General features: G+C 34.8%; 29 protein-coding genes and 1 tRNA gene. 5 read left to right on the top strand and 25 right to left on the bottom strand.

The features are described from left to right. Positions 1–7: 7 nt before the first annotated feature. Positions 8–1,006, top strand: coding sequence for an isocitrate/isopropylmalate family dehydrogenase (locus PHX18_04415; GenBank protein ID MDD3593855.1), 999 nt, complete (start codon positions 8–10; stop codon positions 1,004–1,006). Here the strand turns inward: PHX18_04415 and hpt are convergent. Genes hpt through PHX18_04385 form a run of 6 tightly spaced genes read right to left on the bottom strand, consistent with a single transcriptional unit; the run spans position 1,003 to position 6,475 of the window. Then, positions 1,003–1,539: a hypoxanthine phosphoribosyltransferase gene (gene hpt, locus PHX18_04410; protein ID MDD3593854.1), complete on the bottom strand. Its 537-nt coding sequence runs from the start codon at positions 1,537–1,539 to the stop codon at positions 1,003–1,005. The two genes, PHX18_04415 and hpt, sit on opposite strands and share 4 nt — an antisense overlap. A 9-nt stretch (positions 1,540–1,548) precedes the next feature. After that, complete coding sequence (tilS, locus tag PHX18_04405) at positions 1,549–2,892, bottom strand: tRNA lysidine(34) synthetase TilS (GenBank protein MDD3593853.1); 1,344 nt, start codon at positions 2,890–2,892, stop codon at positions 1,549–1,551. Between the two features lie 38 nt (positions 2,893–2,930). Next, entirely contained in the window at positions 2,931–3,683 is a 753-nt protein-coding gene (locus tag PHX18_04400; GenBank protein ID MDD3593852.1) for a TIGR02757 family protein, read from the bottom strand. Further along, positions 3,680–4,096, bottom strand: a complete 417-nt coding sequence (locus PHX18_04395; protein MDD3593851.1) for a nucleoside deaminase — start codon at positions 4,094–4,096, stop codon at positions 3,680–3,682. Before PHX18_04395 ends, PHX18_04400 begins: the two co-directional genes overlap by 4 nt. 4 nt (positions 4,097–4,100) lie before the next feature. After that, on the bottom strand, positions 4,101–5,777 hold the full coding sequence (locus PHX18_04390; GenBank protein ID MDD3593850.1) for an ATP-binding protein: 1,677 nt from the start codon (positions 5,775–5,777) through the stop codon (positions 4,101–4,103). A 2-nt stretch (positions 5,778–5,779) separates the two neighbouring features. Next, entirely contained in the window at positions 5,780–6,475 is a 696-nt protein-coding gene (locus PHX18_04385) for a response regulator transcription factor (GenBank protein ID MDD3593849.1), read from the bottom strand. A gap of 130 nt (positions 6,476–6,605) precedes the next feature. On the opposite strand from PHX18_04385, the gene PHX18_04380 reads away from it, so the two are divergent. Further along, positions 6,606–8,201: an alanine/glycine:cation symporter family protein gene (locus PHX18_04380; protein ID MDD3593848.1), complete on the top strand. Its 1,596-nt coding sequence runs from the start codon at positions 6,606–6,608 to the stop codon at positions 8,199–8,201. Here PHX18_04380 and PHX18_04375 read toward each other — a convergent pair. The 3 genes from PHX18_04375 to PHX18_04365 form a co-directional block, all read right to left on the bottom strand. Beyond that, complete coding sequence (locus tag PHX18_04375; protein ID MDD3593847.1) at positions 8,173–9,123, bottom strand: sigma-70 family RNA polymerase sigma factor; 951 nt, start codon at positions 9,121–9,123, stop codon at positions 8,173–8,175. The genes PHX18_04380 and PHX18_04375 overlap by 29 nt on opposite strands. A gap of 65 nt (positions 9,124–9,188) precedes the next feature. Then, positions 9,189–10,493 carry a methylenetetrahydrofolate--tRNA-(uracil(54)-C(5))-methyltransferase (FADH(2)-oxidizing) TrmFO gene (gene trmFO / locus PHX18_04370; protein ID MDD3593846.1) on the bottom strand — a complete coding sequence of 435 codons (1,305 nt, stop codon included), beginning with the start codon at positions 10,491–10,493 and terminating at the stop codon, positions 9,189–9,191. Next, positions 10,484–11,503 (bottom strand): HD domain-containing protein, encoded by a 1,020-nt coding sequence (locus PHX18_04365; GenBank protein ID MDD3593845.1) that lies wholly within the window; start codon positions 11,501–11,503, stop codon positions 10,484–10,486. Before PHX18_04365 ends, trmFO begins: the two co-directional genes overlap by 10 nt. Positions 11,504–11,763: 260 nt before the next feature. On the opposite strand from PHX18_04365, the gene PHX18_04360 reads away from it, so the two are divergent. Next, positions 11,764–11,835: transfer RNA gene (locus PHX18_04360), tRNA-Asn, on the top strand. A 1,442-nt stretch (positions 11,836–13,277) separates the two neighbouring features. Here PHX18_04360 and PHX18_04355 read toward each other — a convergent pair. The 6 genes from PHX18_04355 to PHX18_04330 all read right to left on the bottom strand — a co-directional run bounded on the left by PHX18_04355 (position 13,278) and on the right by PHX18_04330 (position 18,460). Beyond that, entirely contained in the window at positions 13,278–13,457 is a 180-nt protein-coding gene (locus tag PHX18_04355; GenBank protein MDD3593844.1) for a helix-turn-helix domain-containing protein, read from the bottom strand. A gap of 58 nt (positions 13,458–13,515) precedes the next feature. Next, on the bottom strand, positions 13,516–13,872 hold the full coding sequence (locus tag PHX18_04350; GenBank protein ID MDD3593843.1) for a hypothetical protein: 357 nt from the start codon (positions 13,870–13,872) through the stop codon (positions 13,516–13,518). Positions 13,873–13,895: 23 nt separating this feature from the next. Then, positions 13,896–14,165 (bottom strand): hypothetical protein, encoded by a 270-nt coding sequence (locus PHX18_04345; GenBank protein MDD3593842.1) that lies wholly within the window; start codon positions 14,163–14,165, stop codon positions 13,896–13,898. Positions 14,166–14,205: 40 nt separating this feature from the next. After that, positions 14,206–15,054: a DUF2971 domain-containing protein gene (locus PHX18_04340; protein MDD3593841.1), complete on the bottom strand. Its 849-nt coding sequence runs from the start codon at positions 15,052–15,054 to the stop codon at positions 14,206–14,208. A 72-nt stretch (positions 15,055–15,126) separates the two neighbouring features. Beyond that, a complete protein-coding gene (locus PHX18_04335) occupies positions 15,127–15,693 on the bottom strand; it encodes a hypothetical protein (protein ID MDD3593840.1) in 567 nt (188 codons plus the stop codon). Positions 15,694–15,697: 4 nt separating this feature from the next. Then, positions 15,698–18,460 carry an N-6 DNA methylase gene (locus PHX18_04330; GenBank protein MDD3593839.1) on the bottom strand — a complete coding sequence of 921 codons (2,763 nt, stop codon included), beginning with the start codon at positions 18,458–18,460 and terminating at the stop codon, positions 15,698–15,700. A 203-nt stretch (positions 18,461–18,663) separates the two neighbouring features. On the opposite strand from PHX18_04330, the gene PHX18_04325 reads away from it, so the two are divergent. Further along, complete coding sequence (locus tag PHX18_04325) at positions 18,664–18,975, top strand: helix-turn-helix transcriptional regulator (GenBank protein MDD3593838.1); 312 nt, start codon at positions 18,664–18,666, stop codon at positions 18,973–18,975. A 70-nt stretch (positions 18,976–19,045) separates the two neighbouring features. On the opposite strand, the gene PHX18_04320 is transcribed toward PHX18_04325, so the two are convergent. From PHX18_04320 to PHX18_04285, 8 genes are all read right to left on the bottom strand, one after another. Continuing rightward, complete coding sequence (locus PHX18_04320) at positions 19,046–19,312, bottom strand: hypothetical protein (protein ID MDD3593837.1); 267 nt, start codon at positions 19,310–19,312, stop codon at positions 19,046–19,048. 111 nt (positions 19,313–19,423) lie between these two features. Further along, positions 19,424–19,738: a hypothetical protein gene (locus PHX18_04315; GenBank protein MDD3593836.1), complete on the bottom strand. Its 315-nt coding sequence runs from the start codon at positions 19,736–19,738 to the stop codon at positions 19,424–19,426. 161 nt (positions 19,739–19,899) lie between these two features. After that, positions 19,900–21,630, bottom strand: a complete 1,731-nt coding sequence (locus tag PHX18_04310) for an AAA family ATPase (protein ID MDD3593835.1) — start codon at positions 21,628–21,630, stop codon at positions 19,900–19,902. After that, positions 21,617–21,784, bottom strand: a complete 168-nt coding sequence (locus PHX18_04305; protein ID MDD3593834.1) for a hypothetical protein — start codon at positions 21,782–21,784, stop codon at positions 21,617–21,619. The genes PHX18_04310 and PHX18_04305 overlap by 14 nt, the downstream gene beginning before the upstream one ends. Continuing rightward, complete coding sequence (locus tag PHX18_04300) at positions 21,781–21,966, bottom strand: hypothetical protein (GenBank protein MDD3593833.1); 186 nt, start codon at positions 21,964–21,966, stop codon at positions 21,781–21,783. The genes PHX18_04305 and PHX18_04300 overlap by 4 nt, the downstream gene beginning before the upstream one ends. A gap of 145 nt (positions 21,967–22,111) precedes the next feature. Continuing rightward, positions 22,112–22,246: a hypothetical protein gene (locus PHX18_04295; GenBank protein MDD3593832.1), complete on the bottom strand. Its 135-nt coding sequence runs from the start codon at positions 22,244–22,246 to the stop codon at positions 22,112–22,114. 95 nt (positions 22,247–22,341) lie between these two features. Beyond that, positions 22,342–23,022, bottom strand: a complete 681-nt coding sequence (locus PHX18_04290) for a hypothetical protein (protein ID MDD3593831.1) — start codon at positions 23,020–23,022, stop codon at positions 22,342–22,344. A gap of 175 nt (positions 23,023–23,197) precedes the next feature. Next, positions 23,198–23,401: a hypothetical protein gene (locus tag PHX18_04285; protein MDD3593830.1), complete on the bottom strand. Its 204-nt coding sequence runs from the start codon at positions 23,399–23,401 to the stop codon at positions 23,198–23,200. A gap of 156 nt (positions 23,402–23,557) precedes the next feature. On the opposite strand from PHX18_04285, the gene PHX18_04280 reads away from it, so the two are divergent. Beyond that, complete coding sequence (locus PHX18_04280) at positions 23,558–23,764, top strand: hypothetical protein (protein ID MDD3593829.1); 207 nt, start codon at positions 23,558–23,560, stop codon at positions 23,762–23,764. A gap of 29 nt (positions 23,765–23,793) precedes the next feature. On the opposite strand, the gene PHX18_04275 is transcribed toward PHX18_04280, so the two are convergent. Continuing rightward, positions 23,794–25,188, bottom strand: coding sequence for an HD domain-containing protein (locus tag PHX18_04275; protein ID MDD3593828.1), 1,395 nt, complete (start codon positions 25,186–25,188; stop codon positions 23,794–23,796). 17 nt (positions 25,189–25,205) lie between these two features. Beyond that, entirely contained in the window at positions 25,206–26,951 is a 1,746-nt protein-coding gene (locus PHX18_04270) for a 3'-5' exonuclease (GenBank protein MDD3593827.1), read from the bottom strand. Between the last annotated feature and the right edge of the window lie 2 nt (positions 26,952–26,953).

The following is a 26,953-nucleotide window of genomic DNA, read 5'->3' as shown; positions in this document are numbered from 1 at the left end:
AAAACACATGAGAACATCTGTTACACTAATAAAAGGGGATGGTATAGGTCCTGAAATATCTGAAGCTGTTGTTAAAATTTTAGAAAAAGCGGGCGCTGATATAGAATGGGATATTCAAACGGCAGGTGCAGAGGTTTTGGAAACAGAGGGCTGCGTTTTGCCTCAAAGAGTTTTAGATTCTGTGCGCAAAAATAAAATTGCCCTGAAAGCCCCTGTTACTACCCCTATAGGTAAAGGTTTCAGGAGCGTTAATGTTACACTAAGAAAAGAATTGGATTTGTATGCCTGTCTTAGACCTGCTTATAACATTCCTAATGTAAAAACCCGATATGAAAATGTAGATTTAATCATAGTAAGAGAAAACACAGAGGATTTGTATGCGGGCATTGAGCGTAAAATAGATGAGAATACCTGCGAGTCAATCAAACTTATTACAAGAGAGGCTTCTTTAAGAATAGCAGGATTTGCATTTGACTATGCGCTTAGAAATTCCAGAAAATCAGTTACAACCGTTACCAAAGCCAATATTTGCAAGCTTACCGACGGGTTATTCCTGGAATGTGCAAGAGCCGTAGCGAAGGATTATCCGCAGATAGAGCATAAAGAAGTCCTTGTCGATAATTTATGTATGCAGCTGGTGCAAAATCCTCAAAAGTATGATGTACTCCTTTTGCCTAATTTATACGGCGATATAGTGTCAGATTTGGCTGCAGGTTTGATAGGCGGATTAGGAGTTGCGCAAGGCGCTAATATCGGTAATGATTATGCGGTGTTTGAACCTGTACATGGCAGCGCGCCTGATATAAAAGGGCAAAACAAAGCTAATCCCACGGCTTTGCTTTTGAGCGCGGTAATGATGCTTGAATACCTGAATAAATTCGATATAGCGGCAAAAGTTAAAAATGCCCTTTTTGAGGTTCTCAAGGAAGGCGAAGTTTTAACAGCTGATTTAGGCGGCAGCGCTACTACTTCTGAATTTACCGAAGCTGTAATATCAAAACTTTAGCTTGGGAAATAACCCACATAAGGGAGATTTCTGTAATACCCGCCGTAATCAAGTCCGTAGCCTACAACAAAGTAATCATCTATGACAAAGCCCGAGTAGGTTACATTTACTTCATATTTTCTTGCTACCTCTTTGTTTAAAAGGGTTACAAATTTAATATCGTCCAGGTTATGCTGCAGGTTGAAATAACTTGTTAAAAAATTAGCAGTTAAACCTGTATCAATAATATCTTCTATTATAATGACGTTTTTTCCGCTTAAGTTTGGCAGGGTCAGGTCTATTGCTTTTACCTTGCCGCAAGAGCGCACATCGTTACCGTAGCTGGACAGTCTGATAAATTCAAGCTGCAAAGGCACTTTAATATGTCTGATTAAATCCGATGTGAAAATAACAGAGCCTTTGAGGATACTAATCATAACGATTTCTTTGCCTTTGTAATCTTTATTGATTTCATTCGCCAATTCTTTTATACGTTTTTGTAAGTCTTCCTCAGAAATCAGCACTTGAAGGTTTTTTAATATGAGATTATCCATTCTTAGCTCCTATAAACTTATCGTTTCTATTTTGTGTGTAGGTGTTTTGTCTACTTTTATCTTAGCATTTAATCCAAAATTAATCACCCATAAAATTTCATTTCCCTCTGCCAATAAAGCTAACGACTCTTTTTGATGTTTTGGTATTTTATAATTATTAAGGAACTTTTTGAGCTTAATTGGTGTACTGTGCGAAAACGGCGTAATTATATCACCTTTGCGCCTTGTTCTTACTATAACGGGTTTTTTTATTGAGCTTAAATCAACGTATGCAATAGAAGCGTCAGAATCCGGATATTGTTCGGGAGTAGGGGGGGAGGGGGTGCATATTAATTTTATGCCTAATTCTTCAAAGTGGGTTTCACCGTTTAAATCCAGCTCTTTTTCGGTTGAGATTGTGTTTGTTTGGGCTATAAATTCCATTTTTTTATCCTGAACGAACAGCCATAAATTATTTGTTATAGAAAGAGTTTTACCTGATTTGGAATTTTGCTGTGCTTGTATAAAGTCAAAAACCTCTGTTACTTTTTTAAAATCATAGTCAATATTTTCTTTTTCCAAAAAATCTTTGATTATACGTTTTTGCAGAGATTTTGATAATTTTATAAACTCTGAGGTATATATTAGTCCGTCTTTTTTTATCTTTCGATATGTTTCCTCAAGAAGATTGCAGATAATTTCTTCATTTTCTTTTGAAAGATGTATTAAACGGGTCAATGCCGTTTCGACTTCCGGGTTGATTTCTTTGAGAAGCGGAAGAATTTCGGCTCTGATTTTATTTCTCATATATTTAGTGTCAGAATTTGAAGAATCATTGTTAGGGCTAAGGTTGTTATTTTGACAGTATTTTAAAATATCGTTGCGGTCAAAATCAAGCAACGGTCTGTATACATTGACTTCGTTTAATCTTATATGCGGGGCAATACCCTGCAACCCGTCTATACCCGTACCCTTTATAACCCTGTAAAGTAAGGTTTCTGAGTTGTCCGAAGAAGTGTGGGCGGTAAAAATATTTGGAATATTATTTTCTTTAGCGCAATTTGTCAAAAATTCGTACCTTGCCTCACGTGCTGCTGTTTCTGTTTTAGCAACGGTGTCATCAAGCTGTGCGGTAAAAAACGGTAAGTTTCTTTCTTGTGCAAATAACCTGCATTTTTCCTGTTCCTTTTTTGATTCTTTGCCCCGCCAGTTATGGTTTAAGTGGGCAAGCGCCAAATAAAAACCATGCTTTTGCGATAGTTCAAAAAGAATATCAGCCAGCGCACAAGAATCAAACCCGCCTGAAAATGCCAAAAGCATAGGAGAGTGTAAAAGGTTATATTTTTGTAAAAATTGTTCGGTCGAATTTTTCATGAAATCAGCTTACTATAAAACATCTTGTATATGCAATATCACAGGTCTATTATCGGGTGTTCCACCCCGTAGCCGAATAATGCAAAATCATATTTAACAGGGTCATTTGCATCAAATTTCTTCAGGTTATCGGTTATTTCCCGGGCTGTCGTCCAGTCGTTGGACTTGCGTGAAGTCAGGTTTAAATATCTCGAAATTCTTGCTACATGAGTGTCTAATGGGATTATGAGGTTTTTCTTGTCTATGATAGTCCAGTTGTTTAAATCCACGCTTCCGCCTCTAACCATCCATTTTAAAAACAGGTTAAGTCGCTTGCAGGCGCTGTTTGAGGAGGGGTTTGGCAAAAGGTAGCAGAAGCCTTTTGAGCAATTGTCAGGGTATAGATGCTGTATTAGTACATTAAGGATGTTTTTTGGGGTGTCTTCTGTTTTAAATTTAACAAGTAAATCTTCCAGCGAGTTATTGTTTTGGTAAATAGCGGATAACGAATTAATAAGCGTTATAATATCATTGCCGTTATTAAATCTGTACCTGAAGTTTTCAAAGTGTTTTTCGTCTTTGACGGTGAAATTAACGCAAAACTCGTGTGGACTTTTGCCCATTACGGAGTGGATGAACTTTAGTTTTTCTATGAAGAGGGTTCTTTTACCATAGGCAAAAGAGCTTGATATAATGCCCGAGATTTCTATGTCCTGTTTTTTTGAATATCTGTGCGGGAATTGTACGGGATCTGATTTTATAAAATCAGGAGTTTCATACTTGGCTGCTAATTTATCCAGCAATTCTTTCATCTTTTTGCCTCAAAAAAATTGTCCAAAAGCGCCTTGCATTCTTTTTCCATAATGCCCCCTTTTATTTTAATTTTGGAGCCGAAAATTCCCGCCATATTTATTGTGCTGCCAAATGCGCCGTAAAGGTTGTCAAAAGCGCCGAAATACACTTCTTCTATTCTGCTGTTTACTATTGCCGCTGCACACATCGGGCACGGTTCTAATGTAACGTACATTTTTGTACCTGACAAACGCCAGTTGCCGAGTTTTTGAGCCGCTTCTTTAATTGCAAGAATTTCTGCATGCGCCGATACATCATTCAGTTCTTCTTTTTTGTTGTGAGCCTTTGCGATTACTTCGCCATCTTTTACTATGACAGCCCCTGCGGGAATATCGGTGTTTGTTTTAAGAGCTTCATTAATTGCAATTTTCATGAAATCAATATTCTTCAATTTCTGTATCCTCAAGCTCTTTGTAAACAGGGATAGTGAAAACTATCTCAAAATAATCATCGGTTTTTAATGTTATTTGCCCGTTCATGGCTTCTATTAACCCTTTTACAATAAATAATCCCAAACCCGTTCCCCTTGTGGTTCGTGTTAAATCCGTATCTATGCGTACGAACTTCTCAAATAATTTGTTTGCTGTTTCTTGAGATATTTTTTTGCACAGGTTTTTAACGCTTACTTTTATAAAATTCTCATTCTCTACAGCGCAGATTGTTATGGGTGTATCTTCTACTGAATATTTTATTGCGTTTTCAAACAAATTCACAAATATTTGAATGAGCTTGTCTTCATCAGCAAGCACGGAAGGCAAAGTTTCGCTTATATTCAGTTCAAACGTGCTGTTTTCGCTTTTGCTTGTGGATAGTATGCTCAGTTCTATTATTTCTTTGATGTTTATTGCTTTCAAATCCAATCTTAATGAAGATGATTCTATATCAGGAATTACCAACAAGTCATTTACCATACGGCTTAGACGTTCTGCCTGGGATTTTATGACTTTTAGCGATTGTTTTTTGGTTTCTTCATCAAGATTAACATTATGCCTTAAAAGCCTTGAGGTATAACCTTTTATACTGGTAAGCGGGGTTCTGAATTCATGGCTTACGGTATCAATGAGGTTAGATTTATATTCATCCATTTTTTTGAGTTTTTCATTTGAGGCTTGGAGTTTTTTGTGAGAAAGGTTTATCCTCTCAACCATTTTATTTATTTCATTTGCCAAAAACAAAGTTTCGCTCGGAGTGAATATATTTTTTATAATACGGATTTTTCTCATGTAATTTCCGTGTCCTATAGCATTTATACCTTTAAAAAGCTGGCGGATATTTATATAAAGAGAGTAGGTATAGGCAGAAAACAGTAAAAACACGGCAAGCGCCGCTATGAATATGGAAAGTATAATTTTGTGTCTTGCGCTTATAATTCCGTAATTGATTAGCTGCTTTGGAGTTGATATGACAATATACCAGTCTAAATTCGGATAATATATAGCGACGTTCGGCTGGTTTTTGTCTTTATAAAATGTTGTGGGAACAAGCGGATAAGTTTCTTTCGGGATTAGGGGCATAAGCGTATCAAATTTTGCCTTGTCATAATTTACGCTCATTACAAGCTGTTTGTTTTTATCAACTATAAATACAAGCCTGTCTTCCGCATCAAAGTTTTCAAATAACTTTTTTTTCAGGTAATTAATGTTGACAAGTTTGGTTACGTAGTAATCATTATCGATTTTTCTTGAGAATAAAACTTGTTTTTTATCAGGGATATATTTGTTTGTGAATTCCGCAGACTGGTTTTCTTTTTTAAGTTCTATTTTTTCTATACCTGTATCACTGTGCTCTATTAATGATAAAAAATTCTCTCTCTCTTTGCCTTTCATTCTTGAAAGCGCCTGAAAAGTATAAAACATGGAATGGCTTTCAAAATCTTCAAGAGTATTAAGCTTGTTAACTATGCCGTTACCCACAATTTCGGCGCTGTATACAAGTTCTTTTTTCACTGCTATCTGGTTTGTGTTTATAATGATTAACGCCGCCACAACAAGAGGCACAATAAGTGCAAAAACTTGTACTATTAAGACTTGTTCGGCTATTTTTAATCTTTTCATAACTACTCAAAAAACGGCGTGAGTTTGTAGCCCACATTAGTAACTGTTTTAACGTAAGAGGGTGATTTAGGGTTTGGTTCTATTTTTTGTCTTAGGCAGCCGACGTGAACTCTTACCATTCTTACATCTTCATCAGCGTCATATCCCCAAACTTCATCAAGCAAGGTGGAGTAGCTGACCGCCTGATTTACATGCTGCATAAGGCAATATAAGATTTCAAACTCTGTAGGGGTTAGCTTAATTATTTTTGAAGCAATGCTTGTTTCCAAAGAATCAGGAAAAAGCTTTATTTCGCCTATTTCAAGTGTTTCAGAATTAGACGGAACAATCGTTTCATTTCTTCTTAAAAGCGCTCTTACCCTTACCAAAAGCTCCTGAATATCAAAAGGTTTTACCAAATAATCATTTGCTCCGCTGTCAAAACCTTCTATCTTATCATCAATTGTTCCTTTGGCAGTCAGAATAATAACAGGGATGTCTTTTTTGACTTTTCTGATATTTTGGCATACTTCAAAACCGTTCATTTTTGGCATCATTACATCGAGGATAATAAGATTGAAATCTTCGTTAATAGCACGGTTTAAACCCTCCAAACCGTCTTTTGCGGCTTCAACCATGTAACCCGAAAGCTTTAAATCAAGTTCAAGCCATTCTCTGATTTCTTTATCATCATCAACCACCAGAATTTTGTTTATCATAGTTTTACCCCTATCATTACCTGAATTGTAACATAAAAAGTATTGCCCTATAACATTCTTAAAATTATTTTACTTGTAGCAGAGTTTTTTTTATAACATAATTATTTTCAATATAAGGAGTAATGAGGCTATGCTAAGTAAGAGAGTAATATTGTTTTTGGCTGCACTTTTGTTTCAGGCTCAAAGTGCATTTGGTATGAGTATTGATAAACAAATAGATAAATTTTTCACACCGGTATCGGATGTTTTTTCGGAATTTATTTTTTATCCGATAACTATTGGCGGCACAAGTGTTCCTATTACGATTTTATGGCTTTTAGCGGCAGGTGTTGTTACGACTTTTTATTTAAGAGGAATTTCGTTATGGGGTTTTGTTCATTCTATTAAACTTGTTACCGCTAAAAATCCTGCTTTTTCGGAGAATAATAACGATGAAGACGGTGAAGTATCGCCACTGCAGGCTCTTATTACCGCACTATCAGGTACGGTAGGGTTGGGAAGCATTGCAGGAGTGGCTATATCAATTTCAATAGGCGGTCCCGGCGCTGTTTTCTGGATTTTTGTGGGTGCTCTTCTCGGTATGACACTAAAATTCTGCGAAGCAGTGCTTGCAATTAAATACAGAAGATTTAACGAAGACGGCTCTGTTTCAGGCGGCCCGATGCATTATATAGCACACGGTCTGACAAGGAAGAATTTACGCTGGTTTGGTCAGCCGTTAGCGCTTATTTTTGCAATATTAACTATACCCGCAGCCTTAGGCGGCGGAAATATGCTTCAGGTAAATCAGGCGACGCAACAGGTGATAGCTGTAACAGGCGCTCAAAATAGTATTTTTTATAACAATGCCTGGGTTTGCGGGCTACTGACTGCTATTGCCGTAGGTATGATTATAATGGGCGGAATAAAAGGTATTGCTAAAGCTGCCGAAAAACTTGTACCTTTAATGTGTTTTCTTTATTTGTTTCTTGCACTTGCTGTTATTTTGCTAAATATACCGGCTCTTCCCTCAACCTTGTTTACAATACTAAAAGAAGCCTTTAACCCCAGTGCAATATATGGCGGGATAGCAGGTGTTATTATAATAGGGTTAAGAAGAAGCATCCAAACCAATGAGGCGGGTGCCGGTTCTGCTCCCATTGCTTATGCTGCGAGTAAAACAAAAGAACCTGTTTCACAGGGTTTCATAGCATTGTTAGAACCCTTTATTACCGCTTGTGTATGCGCCTTAACTGCAGCTACAATTATTATCACCAATGCATATAAAAATGTTCCACAGGGATTATCCGGTGTGGAACTTACGTCAGGAGCGTTTTCTTCGGTATTATCTTTTTCTCCTTATATATTAGCGGTTGTAATATTTTTGTTTGCTTTCACTACTATTATTTCCTGGGCTTATTACGGACAAAAAGGCTGGACTTATATGTTCGGGGAAGGCAAAAAACGTATTATTACATACCAGCTTATTTTCCTTCTGTTTACCGTAGTAGGTTCTTCTATGAATCTTGGAAGTATTATCAATCTGACGGATGCAAGTATGTTGGCTATGGCTATTCCAAACCTGATTGCAGTATATATTCTTTTACCTGAAATAAAATCGGATTTAATAGAATATTGCAAAAAACATAGTGTGGCATTAAAGCTTAATAAAATGTGGTTTAAAGAAGAACTTGTTCTTGTCGCTCAGACTGAAGAAATTAACACAGATAATCTTTCAAATGTCTAGCCTCCTGTGCATAACGTAATTTTCGTACGGCTTTTTCCTCTATTTGTCTGATTCGCTCTTTTGAAAATCCGAATTTGTTGCCCAATTCTTCTAATGTTTGCACTCTCTTCTCCCCTATGCCGAACCGTTGTTTGAGTATGCATTGTTCTCTTTCCGTAAGGATTTTAAGAATGTCCAGCATATCGTCATGCAGCAGTGATTTTTCGATTTCACAACAAGGCGATTTTTCTGTATCGTCGGGAATATAATCCTCAAGCACTATCTCATCCCCTATCGGCATATCCAGGCTTATGGGTTCCCGTGTCATTGCTTTTCTGATTGCGTAAAGCTTATTCTCAGGTATCCCCAGTTCTGCCGAAATCTCTCTGTCTGAGGGTTCGCGCCCGAGCAAACCCGATAATTGCGAATGAATTTTCTTGTAGTTTCTTATTTTTTCTGCCATATGTACGGGAATTCTGATGGTTTTGGAATTATTGGCGATGGCTCGTATTATTGTCTGCCTTATCCACCAGGTAGCATAAGTAGAAAACCTGAACCCTTTTTTATAATCAAATTTTTCCGCTGCTTTAATGAGTCCTAAGCTGCCTTCTTGCACTAAATCCATAAACAGCACGCCTTGAGAAACATATTTTTTGGCAATACTTACAACAAGTCTTAAATTAGCCTGCACTAATTTGTTCTTGGCTCTTTGCGCCTCTTTTTCCTTTCCCTCCCTTATTGTTTTGCTGAGTTCTTGTTCTTGAGAAATAGTTAATATCTTTTTTTTTCCGATATCTTTAAGGTACATTTGAAGGATGTCATTTGAACTGTCCGACTTTAAATAATCAAATGTCTTAACCGCTTCCTCAGGCTCTCTCCCTACTTCTTCTAAATACAGCATATAGCATACCCCATATTTTCTTAACCAAAAATAACTAGTCATTTAGTATAACGATTTGTTGACTATTACCCATTTAGACGATGAAAAAATAATTTTGTTTCATTTTTTTAAATTTTTAAACCCTTAATATACTCAAATGCACGCTCTGTATATAATTTTGCCTTAAATTTCTTATCTTTTCTAAACTTTTTTTCTACTTCAACAGGCTTCAAAATTCCCCAATTGCTGTTTATCGGGTTTAACTTTTTATGCTCTTCAAAAGAGATGTATTTGCACAATGCACCTAGCATAGAGCAATCATCAAGAACCAAAAGCTCCTGATTTGTGAGAAAACGATACATGTTAATGCCTGCTAAAAGCCCTGTAGCCATAGATTCGCTGTATCCTTCAACACCTGTTATCTGACCTGCAAAAAATAAATCATGGCGTTTTTTTGTTTGCAAAGTCGGGTACAAAACTTTAGGAGAGAAGATAAAAGTATTCCTGTGCATTACTCCGTAGCGTGATATATTGGCGTTTTCAAGCCCCGGTATTGAGCGGATTAACTCTTTTTGGGCTCCCCATTTCAGGTTAGTCTGAAAGCCTACGAGATTATACAAATCGGCAGCCATATTATCCTGACGAAGCTGAACTACCGCATAATTAATTGTATCGGTTCTTTTATCAATCAGCCCGACCGGCTTTAAAGGTCCAAACCTGAGGGTATCAACCCCTCTTGAAGCTATTACTTCAACAGGCAGGCATGATTCAAAAAAGCTTGCATTTTTTTCAAATGATTTCAGCTCGATAGCAGGGCTGTTTATTAAAATATTATAAAAATGCAGGTATTCTTCTTTGTTCATAGGACAGTTGATATAACTTGCCTCGCCTTTATCATAGCGGCTTGCATAAAATGCCTTGTCAAAATTTATACTGTCTTTTTCCACAATAGGCGCTATTGCGTCAAAAAAGTGAAGGTTATCTTCTTCTGTAAATTCGCTGATACTTTGGGCTAATTCATCTGACGTCAAAGGTCCGCTTGCTATGATACAAGGGGTTGCGGGGATTTGTGTTATTTCTTCTCTTATCAAGTTGATATTAGGGTTGTCTTCTATAAGAGTTGTGATATGTTCGGAAAAAAGTTCTCTGTCTATGGCAAGCGCATTCCCGGCAGGCAGTGAGAATTCTTTTGCAGCTCTGATTAATGTTGAACCCAGTAACTCCATTTCCGCTTTTAAAAGTCCGCTTGCCACGGATAAATCTTTTGACCCAAGGCTGTTAGAGCAAACAACTTCTGCAGCATTGCTTGTTTTATGCGCGCCTGTTTGTTTATTCGGTCGCATTTCATAGAGGTTGACCTTTATTCCTTTGTTTGCCAGATATAAGGCCGCTTCCGAGCCGGCCAGCCCTGCGCCTGCAATTGTTACTTCCACTTGATGTTACTCATGTTTCCAAGCTCTTCAACAGGAATGTTGTCGTAATAGTTTGTCATATAAACAAAAGAAAATAAAATACCCGGGGCAAACCAGCTTGTACCCATTTCAATCATTTTTTTGACGGCTTCTTGGGCTGTATCTACCTGAACATGGGCTTTGCCGGAAATCAGGTTGTCATACATATTGCATACGCTTACTATTTGTGAATATTGGCTGATTAAATCGCCTGAAATCCCAAACGGATAACCGTTGCCGTCATTTTTTTCATGATGTTCAAGCGCCACTCTGGCTATGATGTCAGGCAGCTTCAATTCGCTTTTGATTATTTTGTAGCCTAATTCAGGATGGATTTCGTATATTTTATTTTGTTGGGCATTAATAGAGTAGGAATTTTGCTCTTCTTTAGGAAGTCTTGTTTTGCCTATGTCATGCAAAAGCGCTGCCAATGCCACATCCGCTGTTTGAGTGTCGTTTAAGCCCATTTTTTTGCAAAGCATTGTACTTAAAATCGCAACATTTAAACCATGATATTTGTTATAACTGCCTATGATTTTCAGCTGGGATTTTTTATGCGTTTTTTCAATAACAGGCAAAATCGTATCTAAAAGCTGGTCTCTTATGGTTTTTACCTGTGTTACACTATCTTCGTCAATCTTGGTGTTCAAATTTAGTATTGCTTTTTTATAAAGAGATTTGAATTGAAGCTGTGTTTGTTCGTTAATAGGCGAATTAATGTTTATGGTTGTTTCAAAAGGGTCTTCTTCTTCGTCTATTATAATATCCGAGAAAACAGGAGAAGGTATTTGTGCCGGGCCGTCTTGAGAGTCAACAGGGTGGGCTGTTATAACATTTTCATCACAATAAAGGGCAGCTAAATAACGTAACTGTAAAAGTTTCCCCGGGGTTAGGTTATCTCCTGCGTTAAGAACAATCTCACCTTCTTCATTATATATATTGAAAGGCAATATCCGATAGTCGACCAAATCATCTATTGTAATTACTTGCATAAACCCTCTTAAGCAGAAATAACTTACTTGTATTATACATTATGTGGGGCTTATAAACAACTTAATTACGATATTGAAAAAAAGTATTAAAATCGGTACGAATTACGGCATTTTAAAATTGACAAGCCAAATTGTTTTGTTATAATTTTAGTATGACATTCCTCAGTAGCCAATAGTGTTTTTTAACGAGTGGAACGAGTTTTAAAAACACATTGCCCTGGACTTGTTTCAGGGTCGCAATATCTGAGAAACCATTATATTCCTCAGTAGCTCAATGGCAGAGCAATCGGCTGTTAACCGATAGGTTGTAGGTTCGAATCCCACCTGGGGAGTTTTTTAAGACAACTAAGTCCTTCAGCAAATATGTTGAAGGGCTTTTTGTACTCATAGCTTAGTTTTCCGTCTTCGACTTTAAAGTTCTGAAGTACGTAATTTATTAGTTCTTTTTTCTCTGTATTATCAGCATATTGGTATAAGTCCATCATTTCTGAAGCAAATTTAAGAATGTTTGCACCACGTTCTATAAAATTAATGCTTGTATTTTCATAAGCGTTTATTTGGTTTTTAACGACCGCTAAATCATTTACCCACTGATTATGCTTTGTAAGCCAAAAATCTTCGCTTATTTTGCCGTCTAGCTTGTCAACATAGATGTTGTCAATTCTATCTTGTAGCTTTTGTTTTTGAGTATTTAAACTGTTCAAGCGTTCTTTTGTATAGGCTTGTTCATCTCTGAAGCTGTCTAATAAAACACTTGAAATCCAGTTTTTCTGTTCTTTGCTGATAGATGCTTTTGAAAGTGCCTCAATAACTTGTTTTTCAATATCTTCTTCTTTTAAATAGATGTGCTTTTGGTCGCAAGCACCTTTTGCACCTGTGCAACTGTAATAAATATATTTTCCTTTTTTCATCTCTCCGCTGACGATACAACCGCATTTTGCACACTTTAACATGCCTGCGAATAGGAAGTTTTTAGCAATCATGTGTTTTGGTTTATTATCTTTTCTAAAAGCACTTTGCACTAGGTCAAATATTTCTTTAGTAATTAAAGGCTGGTGTTTTCCTTCGTATAATTCTTTTTTAAACTGCACCATTCCATAATAAAAGTGATTTTTTAAAATCTTTTCTAGCTGTGATTTATAAATCTTTGGCTGTGTTTCTTTATACACAAATCCTTCATCGTATAGCCGGCATGATAATTTTTCTAATGAAATTCCACCTTCTGCATAAAGTTCAAAGGCTCTTAATACAAGCGGTGATGTTGCTTCATCAATTATGCTTACTTTTTTATCCTGTTTTTTATAACCATAGGGAGGTTTTCCTGTTACATAACCTTCTTTGGCTTTTTGTGTTAGACCTTTTCGGACTTCTTCACCTAAATTTTGTATGTACTGCCTAGCCATGCCAACTTTTATTAAGTGCATAAATTTTTCGCTTGAATGTGAGTTATCATTTAAAACGCATCCTTCTTTAACAAAATGTAATTCAAGATGCAAGCTGTCTATTGTTACATAATCAGGTAAGTTTCTGTAAAGTCGGTCTGTTTTTTCTACCAAAATTGTATTACAGTCTTTTGATGATTTAAGCAATTTCAACATTTCATTAAACTTTGTCCTGCCTGTGCATTTTGCAGTTTCAACATCCTCAAACTCTTTTATAACAGTAATGTTATTTCTGAAAGCATAATTACGCAATAATTCTAGCTGTGCAGGGATAGAAAACCCTTCACGCTCTTGCTCTTTGCTTGATACTCTCGCATAGATAACAGCTTTTGTCATTGCTCAATACCTCGCAATAATGCTTCAAGTTCAGCTCTTTTATACAGGCGGTACTTATTAAGCGGATGTCTGTAAGGTTTTAATTTCCCTGTCTTATCCCAACGTCTAAGCGTTGTTTTATCCACACCTAGAACCTCTGAAGCCTCTTTAATTGTAATGTAATCTTTAATATTCATACAAGAATTATAAATCAAAACAAAACATTATGCAACATTGAGCAATGATTATTTACAATTATTCTGCACCATCTAAGACAGCTTTTATATGTTTTATAGTTGCCATTTGCTGTTCAGGTGTAACATAAACAGTCTTTGAGTAGTTATCCTTGCATGTTAATTCATTCTTAGTAGTAGGAGCTTCGCCGATTGTATCTCTAATCAGCACAAAGGCTTTTAAGTTGCCATTAATAGCTGAATTAACCAACTCCATACATATTTTTTCAGCAGGGGTTAAACCTTCAGCATCTTCAATATAAAGCATTGTTTCTAACAGCTTTCTAAAAGTAGCTTTTTTCTTGCGTGCCTCACCTGATTTTATGCCTGCTTTTTGTGCAAGTTCTTTTCTTTCCTTCGGAGTTCGTTCGGAGTTCATTTTAAGATTTTTCACATTCGGCATTATTTGTACTCCCTGCAAAAATTAATCTGCATCGGCTCTGTATCTGAAAAAGTACAGTCAATCGCTTTACGCTTCGGATAAACATAATTTGCAAGTTCTTTGAGGATAACAATTTTTTGAACTACATCTATATCTGTATTATAGAGATTAATCATCTCTGAAACAGGATTAAACCCCAAAAAGTCTTGCTCTAGGAGTTCTTTAATCGTCTTTGTTTTCTTATTCGGCGTGCCTTTTTGCCTACCGCCTGTTTTAATCCCTTTAGCCATAATTCTATTATAGCATTATGTAATTTTGTCTATTTTTTATCTACTTTAGAGAAATTAATCTTTCACATGCGATTTCATAAAAATTAAGACTAAAACTATTTATTACGGTATAAGCTTTATATATTTTTATGGATGGGAATTTGGTTTTTATTATATTAATAAAAAATATTTCATCTAAAATGTTCATATTACACCCTAAATAAACTCCTATAATATCAAATTCATTTATTGGCTCATCTGAACATTTAGATTTGATATCTTTAATTATTCTAAGCTCATTTTCATATTGCCAATCTATATATTTTGTACTAAAAAAAACATCCAACGCTTTTTTGCAAGTATTGTCATTCGGGTTATTAATATTAGAAAAAATTTGATTTGGGTCTAAACTAATTCTTGATTTCACATAGTTCACCCTGATGGCACTTCGAAAAAGATAAGAATTAGAGTTAAAAGCAATAACAAGTCCTTTATGCGAATCAGCATAATGTGACCACATTAAAATATTATCTTTTTTTTCTGATAAACATAATATTCCCATCGATTCATAAATCTTACTTAAGCATTCATAAGTTATATTTTTTTTGGCTTTATTTAAATCAGAATAAGTGCCTTCTTTTATTTCTTGTTTGATTTTAACTAAATTATTTTGAGAAAAAGAGTTCATAACTGTATTATTATTCGCAAGTTCATTCAAAAAATCTTTAGATAACTTTTCATCACCGTTAATAACATCATGAGGTGGCACAGCATCATAAGGGTCATTAAAAAATGATGGATGTGAAAATCTTATAGTTGAATTCAACAAAATAGCTTTCGCCGCTTTCGTGTCACAATATTTATATAAATTTTCAAGTTCATTTTTTTTATTTTTGCCACAGTCTTCCATAAATTAACTTTCAAATTTTGGTATTGACGGACTATTTTGTGCAATTATAAAAATATTTTGATATGGCATACTTTATGCCCCCTCTGTGAATGTTATTTTAATTTTGCCATTGACATATCCCCACCAGAAATTAAAGCCATCAATTAATATCTGTGAATCATAGTTAAATTCTTGAGTTATATCCTGCAAGCCTTTTGACAGTGATATGTTTGTCTTTATTGTGCTTGTTACAGCATCTTTTGCATTTTTTTTATCGGGATTGTTTGTTATACAATGCTTAAATGCATTTGCAGTTTCTGAAATTTCTTTTAAAATTGGATGTTGATTTAAAATATTTTTCTTGAAATTGCTTTGACCGATTTTAATTTTGTAATTATCTTTAGTTTCAAAATATAGATAATCCAAAATTTGTTCCATCGAAACTATTGCATTGAAATAATGCCTAAATTCTTCCCTTTTATTTTTGCCAAGAGGGGTTAAATTATCATTAATTATTCCTGCTGTTGTTATATAATCTTGACAGTTTCGCAAAACAATATGTTCAATGTAGTTTTTATGACTGCCTAAAGGTGTTTTAAAGCTACGATTAGTACCAACTTTTTTTAATAAATTGTAGAAATTTTCTGCTTGTTCTTCCATAAAATTAACCTTTCATGGTTAGTAACGGTTTTGTATATTGTTCGTATAAAGAAAATAAAAACTCGATTCTCTCACGCTCGGATTTGAAGATTGTTTTGCCATAGCATTTGTCAACTGCTCTATCTAGTTCTTGATGTGCTTTCATAAGGTCAGGAGGCATTGTTTCGGGGTTATATAAGACCGCTAAAGAACAACCGTTACCCTCACAACCTGTATTTTGATATTTTGCTCTTACTTCAAGCACCGCTTGAGCCCTTTGCTCAACATTTTGTTTATTTTTATCCGATATATCTTTCGGGAATGGAAAGTTATTATAAACGACTGTATTTGAATATCTATAACGGCTTTCTAAGCGTCCGCAGGTGTATTTTGTCCATGTCATATGCATTTCAGACGTCAAAACCCCAAAGTCATAAAGCGTAGCGTTTGGAACTATGGAACAACTATTATTGGCTATATGATTTTTGTTGAAAAATCCTATTGGAATATATTTCCTATTTTCAGAAGAATGAAGCGGAACTAAAATATAATTGCTGTCAGGTTGTCTTATTTCTCCGAATAGTGCAGGAGTATTTGCAAGTTCTCTTGTTTCTTTTCTTGTACTTTGTGAACGTAAAGCCTTAACTTTATTTATTCTATCAAGTACCATTGGCATCTTTGCTAATTCCATTGGGTTAACATCTTTTAACCATAAACAATATCGTTTTTTGTTATTAATAAATTCCTCTGCACAAATTAATTCTTTAATATATTTTTCGGATAAATGTTCTTTTTCTACAAACTCATTTTTTTCTTTTTCTGTATTAAATATTAAATTTCCGCCGTCATTAGGCATGCTCCCAAAAACTATTTCTTGACTATTTTGTAGTGGTTTTGACCGCTTAACTATAACTAAATCATTATAATCAACCAAATACGGATTTATATTTTTTACTTCAATTTCGTGAGGCTCGCCCTTTATATCCTCGTAATCAAAAAGTCGTTTTTTGTTTGTATCAAAATTCGCAAACCCTATAATTACGCAGTGGACGTGTGCGTTTCCTCTCGCTTCATTACACCAGTCAAAAGTTCTGTGTGCAAAGTGGATTTTGATATTATAATTCTTTAAAAGTTCATTCCACAAAATACCGACTTGTTCGCCTTGAGTGATTGAATTTGTTGAAACAAAAGCACATTTAATATGAGAATAATTTTTAATATATTGAGCTGATTTGAGATACCAAGCAGTAACATAATCAAGAACACCTGTTCCCTTTACTCCATGAAATATTGTCGAAATTTCATCCGTTTGTTCTTTAGATTGCATTTGTTTACCTATAAAAGGTGGATTACCTAAGATGTAGTTAAGTTCTTCGGGTTTAATGACTTCGTTCCAATCTTGCGTCAATGAATTTGCATTTACTATCTTTGCCGATTTTACAAGTGGGATTCTTGAATAAAAAGAGCCTAATGATTCTGATAATTCCATATTCATCAAGTGGTCAGTCATCCAAAGAGCAACTTCTGCAATCTTGCAAGGAAATTCTTCAATTTCTATTCCATAGAAATTATCAACATCAATCTTTGAAAGTCTTGCAACGTCCATTCTCATTTGACCCGAATCTTTTTTGAACGAATCTAATGTTAAAATAATCTTTGTTTCAAGCCTTCTTAATTCTCTATAAGTTACAACTAAAAAGTTTCCGCAACCACATGCAGGGTCAAAAAATTTTAAGCTTGCAATTTTATTATGGAATTCTTCAAGTTTGTTTCTGTTATGTTTTATTTTTTCAAATTCTTCCCAAAGGTCGTCTAAAAACAATGGTTCAATAAGTTTGAAAATATTCTGTTCAGAGGTATAATGTTCGCCGAGTTCACGTCTTTTTTGTGGATTAGAAACCGATTGAAACAGTGAACCAAAAATAGCAGGTGATACTTTTTTCCAATCAAAATAGCAGCACTCTAGAAATACAGCTCTCATCTTGGAATCAAAATCGGGAATATGCACCAAGTGAGCAAATAACCCACCATTGATATATGCAAATCGTTTTAAGTGTTCATCTAAATGTGGTGAACGCTTTTCTCGGGGAGTATTCAAGGTTTCAAATAGTTTTGCAATCTTGCCTCCTAAGTCCGAGCCGTCTTTGGCTGTTCGTTCTTCTATATATTGAGTTAACAAATTGCGTTCCCAAATATCTGAATCATCCGCAAATAAGCAAAATAAAATTCTCGTCAAAAATACTTCCAAGTCGTGTTCAGGATAACCCGAAAGTCTCAACTGGTCGTATAATTTGCCCATAAGTTCAGAAGCTTCAATGTTTACAACTTCTGTATCTTTATATGTTTTTTTCTCATACCCTGCGATAAAGCCGAACAATCCGACATTTTGATATAAGTCTTTTAAGTCGAATTTGTGTTCTTCATCCGTTTCAAGGTCGTATAATTCAAAAGTTTGAAAATCTGAGAGTAAAATATATCGTGGCAATTCTTCATCTTTTAAGTTCGGAAAATACTCAAGTGCTTGTGTTTTAGCTTTCTTTAAATCTCTGCCCTGCGATTTTTGCTCCACAAGCATAACACCGCCCCAAAACAAATCAATAAAGCCTTGTTTGTCGCCAAGTTTTTTAACAGGTTCTTCAAAAGTTGCTACACGCCTTCTATTAAGCCCAAAGACATTAAAAAAATCGTTATAAAAAGTTTGGGTTTCCCCTTTTTCGTACTTAGCATCTTTAAATTCATTTGAGAACTTTAAAGCTCTGTCTTTAATTTCGTTCCAACTTAAAGCCATATAACTCCTATATTTTGGAGGTTTAATATTTTTTCTATCCTAACTTTGACCTATTGAAAGTTGTAAAACTTCCAATTATAAACACAACTTGGTGTTTTACTTTATATTATCCATGCAAAACACCAAATTACAATAATTCTTTGTTGTTTTGCCAAATTATATTTCATGCCTGTTATTCGGATAATTAAAATAGGGGTGAAGTTATGGACATTAAGAAATTACTAGGTAAAAGAATCCAAGAAATTAGAAAATCGAAAAAATTGACTCAAGAGCAGGTTGCAGAAATTATTGAAATGGAACCCGCAAGTTTGAGCAACATTGAAAACGGCAAATATTACCCCACCGCTGAAAATCTTGAAAAAATATTAGCTGTATTAGAAATAAAGCCTAGTGAATTGTTTGTCTTTGAACACTTAGCACCTAAAGAAGAACTTTTAACAGAAATGACCGCATCAATGCAGGATAATGACAAGCTAACAAGATTGATGTATAAATTCTTTCAGCTAGTGAAGTAATATTATGAAAATAAAAAGCCGCTAATTTTTATTTTAACGGCTTTGTTATGTTATTGCGGTAATAAAATATCTATCTTAGTGACATTACAAAAATAAATGACCACACAAATAAAAATAGAATACTCATTGCTATAAATATCAGAAATGTAGTTATATTAGCAACGTTAGGCGTACTATATTCCCTTGTATATCCGTTTTGGGTAATTGATAGGTTATCAAGAAAGAAACCGCCACTATGAAAGATGTAGCAAGGCTCATCAGGTGATATTTCTCTCTCGATTTGATTAAGTCCAAAGTAGACCACTACTTTTGATTCCGCTGTTTCTGAATTTGTCATGTTTTTCTCCTTATTATAATTGTACATCTCTTGCCCCTCATGTGTCTGTATTACTGATATAACAAGGCTTTTTAAGAGAGGTAGCATTAAAAAGACCTTGCACCTTATACCCTATGTCCTGAAATCATCAATGTTAAGGTTGTTGAAAGTGAAAATATAATCCAATGTTTTAAAATCACCGCTAATGGCGTTTTCTATGTTGAAAAAGTCATTGATAAAATATTCATTGCCGTCAACGATTAATTTCCTGTGTTCCTTATCAATACTGTATTTCCCTGCCCTTGTAGAAGCCGTTTTATTGAGTTCAAAAAGGTTTCTAGGTGTATTTACACCCTCCGGCTTAATAACGTCGCTTGTAGGCGTCGCTGGCATGGGCGGTTGGTCTGCTAATAGCCTGATTTTTAGGTTATCTGAATTATTAAACATTTTATCCTCTGAGTTTTGTTAGTATCTAAAAATAATAGGTCTTGTCTAATACCCTTTTTTTAAACCGAATAGGCTAAAATTCAATAAATATAAAGGTTCTATTCGGTTTTCATTGAAGTCCGAATGAAATTCAATAGTAATAGGGTTTTAGGTTGATTTGGTTATTTTTTAGGGGGTATAACCGTATATATTCTATTTTTCGTATTGCCCCCACCTTGAATAAAACCGTCCATTTCAAGCATCTTCAGGGCATTTTTAACAGCTGCTTCGTCTTCCAATGCACTCACAAGCTCTTTGCGTGTCAACGTCGTTGCGGATTTGGTTTTAATGTATTCTATGATTTTATTTTTCATAGCCTTTGCTTTAGTATTAGCTTCTGCATGTGTCTCAAACTCAATTTTTATGCGATTTTCAGGCATGTCAACAAGTTCAAATTTCAATGAATCAAAGGGCTTAAACCAAGATTTATTAACTCTTAGTATGCCCTCCTCCTCTTTTTCGCCCTTATCAACAGCTAGAATAACGCTAGCAAGCCTATTTAAGACCGAACTGCCGATTAAGTCTGACTGGTCAAGTTTTCCTCGTTTTTCCCCTGATTCACGCTTTCTTGCATGATGGCATATTAAAATATGACAATCATAGTCTGCTGCATACTTCCGTAACGCATCAACTATTTTTTTCATTTCATCTTGTTTGCTTTCATCAGCGTCAATAAAGGATATTAGCGTATCGAAAATTACAATATCAGGTTTGAATGTTTCAATGCATTTTTCTACATATTTTCTGCCTTTTTTGTCTGATAAGCTAATATCAATGCCATCTCGGTCAGCGGAGTAGCGGTTTACATAATTAAAATACTCATCATTTAACCTACCTCCAAGCTGTTTCAAACGTTTTTGAATCATAGGGTTAGGAGTATCGCCTTCAAAAAATAAGACCTTTGATTGTTCAACTTCAATACCGTTAAAAACGTCTATTCCATTTGATAGCTTTATACTCGTATCTAATAAGAACCAAGTTTTCTTACTACCAGCTTCCCCAAAAGTAAATCCGACATAACCTTTTGCAAATAGGTCTGGTACAACCCATTTAATTTCTTCTGCATCATTTACACTCGATATACCTTTAAGCAAGATTTCTGCCTGCATTTCGAGCGTATCAAAAGTTTTAGCGTTTTTCATAAGGTCAAATACTACTTTTTCACCAAAAATTTTTAAGGCATCATCAAGCCCAATTTTTAAGTTCCTTCCATCATCAAGCAGTGTTAAGTCTAAGTTTTTAACGATTGCTCCAAGCTCTTGTAACAGCTCTACCAAAGCACATAAAGCACTCTTTACGCTTGGTTTATGCTGTATATCGCTGTCAAAACATAAATATACAACTTTATTTTTCCAGTCAATTTTATGTATATCAGGCATTAAACCATCTTTTGTTTTTTTACTTTTAAAACACCATACACCAGCGATTGCTACACAGTTTATTCCAGCTTCTACAGCCTTAATAGCTTTTTTCTCCCCTTCAACAATTGCCACATAATTTTCCGGATTACTAAGGACTTCAGGTGATAAGTCAAGTGGTCTATAAAATCTAGGAGCTTTTGCTTTAGGTCTCATGTACTTGCCGTCTATTGGGTTCTTGAGACGTTTTGTCCAATAATCAGATTTTTTATTTTCAAATAGGTCTGAATAGATCAACTCCCACCAGTCAGGAGTTAATTTAAGATAGCCTTTAGAGATATATTTACTAATGGTTTCGTCCGAGATTCCGCTTTTCCTCCAATCTGAATATACAAAATCATCTCCTGCGCTATGTGCTATAATAGAGTTAGATTTAATGATATTATCTGTAAAGCCGCTGTTCTCAAATTCAGAGGCTTTTTTATTTTCTGCCATCTTTGCTCCCCTTTCTTGTTTGTGCATCTCTGACTATGACATGTGTTATCTGTTGGTAAGTTTTTAAATTTTTGATTGATTTTGCAAGGTCTTTTGGGTTTCGGGTTAAATAATCACCCGATGTTTCTGTAAAATTCGTTTGTTGTTTTTTCATTTGTTATTCTCCTGTGTTAGTAATGCTTCTTGTCTTTTTTTATCTAGTTTCATCATCAATCGAGAAAAGCCAACAATATTTGACACAATTTCAATCGCTTCAGCTTCGGTGATGTTTTCACCACCGCAATCGCTGAAGTGTGAGATTGTTTCATTTATGATTTTTTGACTAGGTAAAGTCATTTGTTTCCTTTTCTCAAAAATTTGCACAAAAAATAGCAAGCAAAGAACGTTGTTGGTCTTTTGTTTGCTTGCTATTTGCTAATACGATAAAAAAATAATCGCTTGCGTTCGCTGGCTACTATAAAGAAAGTAAAATATGCTGGACTTATTCAGCTTTATTTAAGAAAACTCCACTTTTGAACTTGTTTGTCTTAATGTAATAAACTTTTTCTTTGCCATCTTTTGAAATAACTAATTTCAATGGTAATTTTGTAATATCTAGCCTAATGGTTTCCGTCATTTTACTTTCTCCTGTTTTGTCTTAACAGTAACCATTATAAAAAAATTTTAAATGCTTGTATCGACATTTAATGCAAGAATTAAATGTCATAAAATCTATAATTCTGCGTTATGAAAATATATTAATGATTGTTTCTCTAAGTCATATAAATTTTTATATGTTGGATACATAGAACAAATAAAGTTTATATCAACTGGTAGCAAGTTTTCGGATGTTACCTGCTGCATCTCCTTTTGTTGGTTTTCCCAATTTCTCTGCCTTATAACAAGTTCATTACTTTTTTGAATTCTGAAAAAACGTTTTGATAAATCTACTGTAGAATTATTCTCTTTATTATTAATAGCATCAAGTATATCGCCACATGCAATATGAATATTTTTCTCAATGGTTGATATAATATTTTTATTCTGCTTTTCGGCTTGTTTTAATTTTTCTTCCTGATTAAACCAATCTTTCCATAGAAAACTTATAGCTTTTTCTATTGAAGTTTTTTGTATTTTTTTTGTTTCCAAAACCTTCCACCAAAAAATATAGTCAGCATATTCCTTAACTATTTTTTCATGTTCACATTCAACCGCAAATATATCTAATTTTAATTCGTGTGATAAGTAAAAAATAACTTTTTCTAATTGTAATTCTCTTGTACCACCTTTTATATTGTATCTTTTAATAAAAGCATTAAATCTTTTTTCATATTCTTCTTTAGTAGGATTAGGAGGCAATTTTTCCATAAAAATGCCACTCCATCTTTTATTTGCTTTTCCTCTACGAGCCATGATTGTACCGTTTTACTTTCTTTATATTTTTACTTTCTACATTTATTGTATCACATCAAAATGTCTAAAATTACTATATACTAGTAGTTTTAAGCTGTTAGCTTTAGTAAATAAGTTCTAAAATCGTCTACTAATGTGAGTTTTTTTGCTTTATATTCAATAATCAGGACGTTTTTTAATCCAGAATTTTTAGAATTTTTCTATTCTTTTCTATATTATACAAGACACTCATAGATTTTCTTTTTGCTATGTCAATTAGTGTATTTGCGGGGTAGCAGCCTTGTTCAAGGTCGGCTAAAGCTGCAAGAATCGCTTTTATTTCAGAAATTTTAGCCGATGCTTCTTTGTTTATTTTGAACAGTTTTTCCTTTTTGCCCATTTTTGTTCCTTTTGTTAATAATACTTAATTTCGCATAGCACTATAGATATTAATATGGCTATAGCGATATATAATGATATTTTAAAATTTCTTATTTGTCAATAGTATTTCTCTATAGATATAATAATATCTATAAATATATTTTGAGGGATTATAATGAGCTCGAGAGAACAATTAAAAATAATGTTATTAAAGGAAAATCTGACTATAAAAGAATTGGCGCCAATGTTGGCGGAGAAAACAAGCCGGCATTATACTGCCCAAAGTATTTCAAGTAAACTATTAAGAAAAACCTTAAGATATGACGAGTTTGAAGATATTGCTGCATTATTGGGGTATAAAATCAGGGTGGAAAAAGGATAAATTAACTCGATAACTATTGCGGTTTTACGTTATCCAAAGAAAATTATTTCATCGAAGGACTTGGTTAAGGCTTTATCTGTCAGACTTGCTATATATTCAATGATTGCAAGCCTGTAGTCTTCTTTTTTGCTGATATCGTAAATAATCCTGTTGCCGTATTTTCTGCCCATTCGCTCTGCAGGTGAAGTGTTGGAATATTTTATAAGCCATTCGATAAAGTTTGCAGTTAACTTTGGTTTTGATTCTTTAAGCCCGGTTAAAACTTTGACGGTATTTTTGCCGTCGTAAAGAGCATCCAGTGCGTTAAAAACCGTCTTTACGGCTAAATTATAATATGGTTCCTGTATATTATCTTTTGGGATATAAATATTTTCGAAGTTGAATTTTTTGATAGTATTCATTAATTTAAAAGCCGGTTCCGAGAAGCATAGCCCTTTTTCTATGGAGCTGTTCTTTCGTAAATCCGCAATGAAATGATTTATTAATACAGTATTATTAATGGTATCGAATTTTAGCCCGGTTTCATTTTTAATGGTTTGTTTGAGTTCTTCTGTTTTTTCGGGTTTTAAAAATTTATTGTTCAAGGCGTCTTCCAAATCTTTGCCAAGATATGCGATTTTATCGGATATCTTTACAACACAGCCTTCCCAGGTGTAAGGCTGTGGTCTGTTGGATTTTTGGATTGTTCTTAAGTCTAAATATTGTGTTCTGGGTTTAATACCGTTTTCATCTATCTCGCCGCAATGGGACAGAATCCCGTCCCTGACCGCGTAAGTGAGGTTTAAGTTTTTTTCATACCCGGACGGGTCAAGCTTTGTTTCAATATCATCAATAAATCTGAGGCTGTTTTTTTCGTGCCAAAATCCATCTTTAAATCCGTTGTCTTTCATAATCGCATTAAGAACCCGTTCCCCTCCATGTCCGAACGGGGTATGACCTACATCATGACCGATTGCTATAGCCCTTGTAAGTTCCACATTTAAGCCCAATGACTTTGATAAATCTTCTGCTATTGAAGCAACTTGGTTAACATGGTGTATTCTTTTGCTTGTTGTATCGGATTCCGGGTGTGAAAATACTTGCGTTTTTCCGCTCAATTTATTATATGCGTTTGAATGCAATATTCTGTCGTAATCTCTTACAAAGTCTGACCTTAAATCATTTTCTCTTCTATATAGATTATTTTCTCTTACGGTCAAATTAGCCCAGAGGGGAGAGATTTCAAATGAGCCGGCGCTTTTTAAGCTGTTTTCTTGATAATTGCTTTTAAACGAAACTATCGGTATTGCTATACTTGGATGATAGTTTGGTAGGCAAAAGCTGTTTGAAGCAGGTGTTGAACAATGGCTGTTTGCTATTCGGTTATTTAATTTGTCGGCGGATACGTTTTTATAACTTATTGGAGTTATGCTTTGAATTTTCATAAAATCTCCTTATGTTTTTACTCTTCGTCTTCTTTCATTTCCTGCATTACTTTTCTTGTGATGTTGTCATCGGGCAGATCATTTCCCAACGGGACATCATCGGGGTTTGTGTTTTTTATAAATAGAGTTTTGCTGTCTTCTCCAAGATAAACTTTTGATTTTTCAATAATAATATCTTCTATTTCTTCTTTAGTTTTGCCGTTATATGGCTCAAGTTCCGCAAATCCTAACACTTTCTTGAAATTTTCTCTCATAACGTAAGAAAGACTTATTTTTTTATTTGAATTAGGGATTTTTTTGGTTTCGGCGGCCTGAAGCGGGCTGCCTTTATACTTATCGTTTATTTTTGTACCGACTATCTCTTTGTCTTTAAGTTTTTGGATATTAATTTCACCTATTTCCTCTTCTAAATCATAAAGACTGTTTTCGTCCAGATAGTATTTGTCAAAATAATTTATTACATCCAAATTCTCAGGCCTGTAAGATACTTTGAATTGAACATTGGCGTTAAAATTCTTTGAAGGATGAAGGAAAGATTCGATTTCGGGAATGTTCGGGGCGCCGTTCTGGAAGAGTAAAACCTGTCTTAGCGTAAGGGGAACGGATTTGTTTGTCCTGTGTTCATTAAGCCAATACAGACAATATTTGAGTATGGGAATAGTACCGTTTACATCCGCCAACGCATCATGCGCATCTTCCATGGGTTTGCAGAACATCCAATGGTACTGGTTAGATAGTTTTTTTGATGCGCCTAAAAACGGATGGATTCTCATTATAAGAATTTGAGGGTCTAAAACCTTAAAAAGCTGTTTTTCGGAAATAATTTTGTCTTTTGGGTTTCCGGGTTTAATATCATTTACTTCTCTTAATTCTCTTATTGTTCTGTTCAGGAGCGGAATATCAAACTTTACCCCGTTCCAGGCAACAATTACGCCGTTTCCTTTGTTCATGTATTTCCCCAGGAATTCATTCATTACACCTTCAATAGGCGGGGCATCCTTGACCATTTCATCCGTAATTTCGTTTACGGCAGAAGCGCCCGGGGGGATTGGGATTTCAGGGTTTATAAGTTTGTCATATTCGCCTTCTTCTCCTTTAACCAGTCTGCCGTTTTTAATCAGTCTTGCTCCTATTTGAACAATTTTGTCTTTATTTATATTTGTTCCCGTTGTTTCAGTATCAAAGACTATGGCGTCTATACAAAGATTGCCCTCTTTGTCTGTTATTGGGATATCCAATGATTTGCAACGTCCGGGGTCTCTCAGGATTTGTCTGTTTTTTGCAAAAATTTCTTCCATAGTGAAAAAGTCATTCAACGCATGTGAAACCGCAAGAGGGGAATGTCTGTTGTCGGGGTTGTATTTTGTAACCCATTGTGTGGAGAATTCCGAATCTTCATCAGGGTTTCTTGCATTATTTTCTATAAGCGCCAAAGAAAACCTGTGAGCTGTGATTTCGTTTCTTGTGGATTTGGTTATATCCAGAGGTTCTTTGCATATATTTTTGTAGTTTAATTTTTTTAAATCGATAAAAGACCCTGTTGGCAGTTTCCTATAGATACCTTCACCTTGGAACTCTTTATCTTTAACGCTCTTTATAACTCTTGTTTCAAACAATATTCCCCTGAAATTAGGTTGATAATAATGGTATACATCAGTATCTTTAAGAACGTTTAACGGTGTTGAAACAGGGTTCTTTACGTATTTATTGTTGTTATTTGTTGTTATACTTTGGGTATTAAGTCTGATTGGTGTTATTTGCATAT

Source organism: Candidatus Gastranaerophilales bacterium (assembly GCA_028696075.1).
Classification (GTDB): domain Bacteria; phylum Cyanobacteriota; class Vampirovibrionia; order Gastranaerophilales; family JAILCC01; genus JAQVHS01.
This window is presented reverse-complemented; position numbering and strand designations above follow the sequence as displayed.

Bases quoted from the DNA above. Each gene is read 5' to 3' on its own strand.
- PHX18_04415 (MDD3593855.1), top strand. From the start codon at position 8: ATGAGAACATCTGTTACACTAATAAAAGGGGATGGTATAGGTCCTGAA.
- hpt (MDD3593854.1), bottom strand. From the start codon at position 1,539: ATGGATAATCTCATATTAAAAAACCTTCAAGTGCTGATTTCTGAGGAA.
- tilS (MDD3593853.1), bottom strand. From the start codon at position 2,892: ATGAAAAATTCGACCGAACAATTTTTACAAAAATATAACCTTTTACAC.
- PHX18_04400 (MDD3593852.1), bottom strand. From the start codon at position 3,683: ATGAAAGAATTGCTGGATAAATTAGCAGCCAAGTATGAAACTCCTGAT.
- PHX18_04395 (MDD3593851.1), bottom strand. From the start codon at position 4,096: ATGAAAATTGCAATTAATGAAGCTCTTAAAACAAACACCGATATTCCC.
- PHX18_04390 (MDD3593850.1), bottom strand. From the start codon at position 5,777: ATGAAAAGATTAAAAATAGCCGAACAAGTCTTAATAGTACAAGTTTTT.
- PHX18_04385 (MDD3593849.1), bottom strand. From the start codon at position 6,475: ATGATAAACAAAATTCTGGTGGTTGATGATGATAAAGAAATCAGAGAA.
- PHX18_04380 (MDD3593848.1), top strand. From the start codon at position 6,606: ATGCTAAGTAAGAGAGTAATATTGTTTTTGGCTGCACTTTTGTTTCAG.
- PHX18_04375 (MDD3593847.1), bottom strand. From the start codon at position 9,123: ATGACTAGTTATTTTTGGTTAAGAAAATATGGGGTATGCTATATGCTG.
- PHX18_04365 (MDD3593845.1), bottom strand. From the start codon at position 11,503: ATGCAAGTAATTACAATAGATGATTTGGTCGACTATCGGATATTGCCT.
- PHX18_04355 (MDD3593844.1), bottom strand. From the start codon at position 13,457: ATGAATATTAAAGATTACATTACAATTAAAGAGGCTTCAGAGGTTCTA.
- PHX18_04350 (MDD3593843.1), bottom strand. From the start codon at position 13,872: ATGAACTCCGAACGAACTCCGAAGGAAAGAAAAGAACTTGCACAAAAA.
- PHX18_04345 (MDD3593842.1), bottom strand. From the start codon at position 14,165: ATGGCTAAAGGGATTAAAACAGGCGGTAGGCAAAAAGGCACGCCGAAT.
- PHX18_04340 (MDD3593841.1), bottom strand. From the start codon at position 15,054: ATGGAAGACTGTGGCAAAAATAAAAAAAATGAACTTGAAAATTTATAT.
- PHX18_04335 (MDD3593840.1), bottom strand. From the start codon at position 15,693: ATGGAAGAACAAGCAGAAAATTTCTACAATTTATTAAAAAAAGTTGGT.
- PHX18_04330 (MDD3593839.1), bottom strand. From the start codon at position 18,460: ATGGCTTTAAGTTGGAACGAAATTAAAGACAGAGCTTTAAAGTTCTCA.
- PHX18_04325 (MDD3593838.1), top strand. From the start codon at position 18,664: ATGGACATTAAGAAATTACTAGGTAAAAGAATCCAAGAAATTAGAAAA.
- PHX18_04320 (MDD3593837.1), bottom strand. From the start codon at position 19,312: ATGACAAATTCAGAAACAGCGGAATCAAAAGTAGTGGTCTACTTTGGA.
- PHX18_04315 (MDD3593836.1), bottom strand. From the start codon at position 19,738: ATGTTTAATAATTCAGATAACCTAAAAATCAGGCTATTAGCAGACCAA.
- PHX18_04310 (MDD3593835.1), bottom strand. From the start codon at position 21,630: ATGGCAGAAAATAAAAAAGCCTCTGAATTTGAGAACAGCGGCTTTACA.
- PHX18_04305 (MDD3593834.1), bottom strand. From the start codon at position 21,784: ATGAAAAAACAACAAACGAATTTTACAGAAACATCGGGTGATTATTTA.
- PHX18_04300 (MDD3593833.1), bottom strand. From the start codon at position 21,966: ATGACTTTACCTAGTCAAAAAATCATAAATGAAACAATCTCACACTTC.
- PHX18_04295 (MDD3593832.1), bottom strand. From the start codon at position 22,246: ATGACGGAAACCATTAGGCTAGATATTACAAAATTACCATTGAAATTA.
- PHX18_04290 (MDD3593831.1), bottom strand. From the start codon at position 23,022: ATGGCTCGTAGAGGAAAAGCAAATAAAAGATGGAGTGGCATTTTTATG.
- PHX18_04285 (MDD3593830.1), bottom strand. From the start codon at position 23,401: ATGGGCAAAAAGGAAAAACTGTTCAAAATAAACAAAGAAGCATCGGCT.
- PHX18_04280 (MDD3593829.1), top strand. From the start codon at position 23,558: ATGAGCTCGAGAGAACAATTAAAAATAATGTTATTAAAGGAAAATCTG.
- PHX18_04275 (MDD3593828.1), bottom strand. From the start codon at position 25,188: ATGAAAATTCAAAGCATAACTCCAATAAGTTATAAAAACGTATCCGCC.
- PHX18_04270 (MDD3593827.1), bottom strand. From the start codon at position 26,951: ATGCAAATAACACCAATCAGACTTAATACCCAAAGTATAACAACAAAT.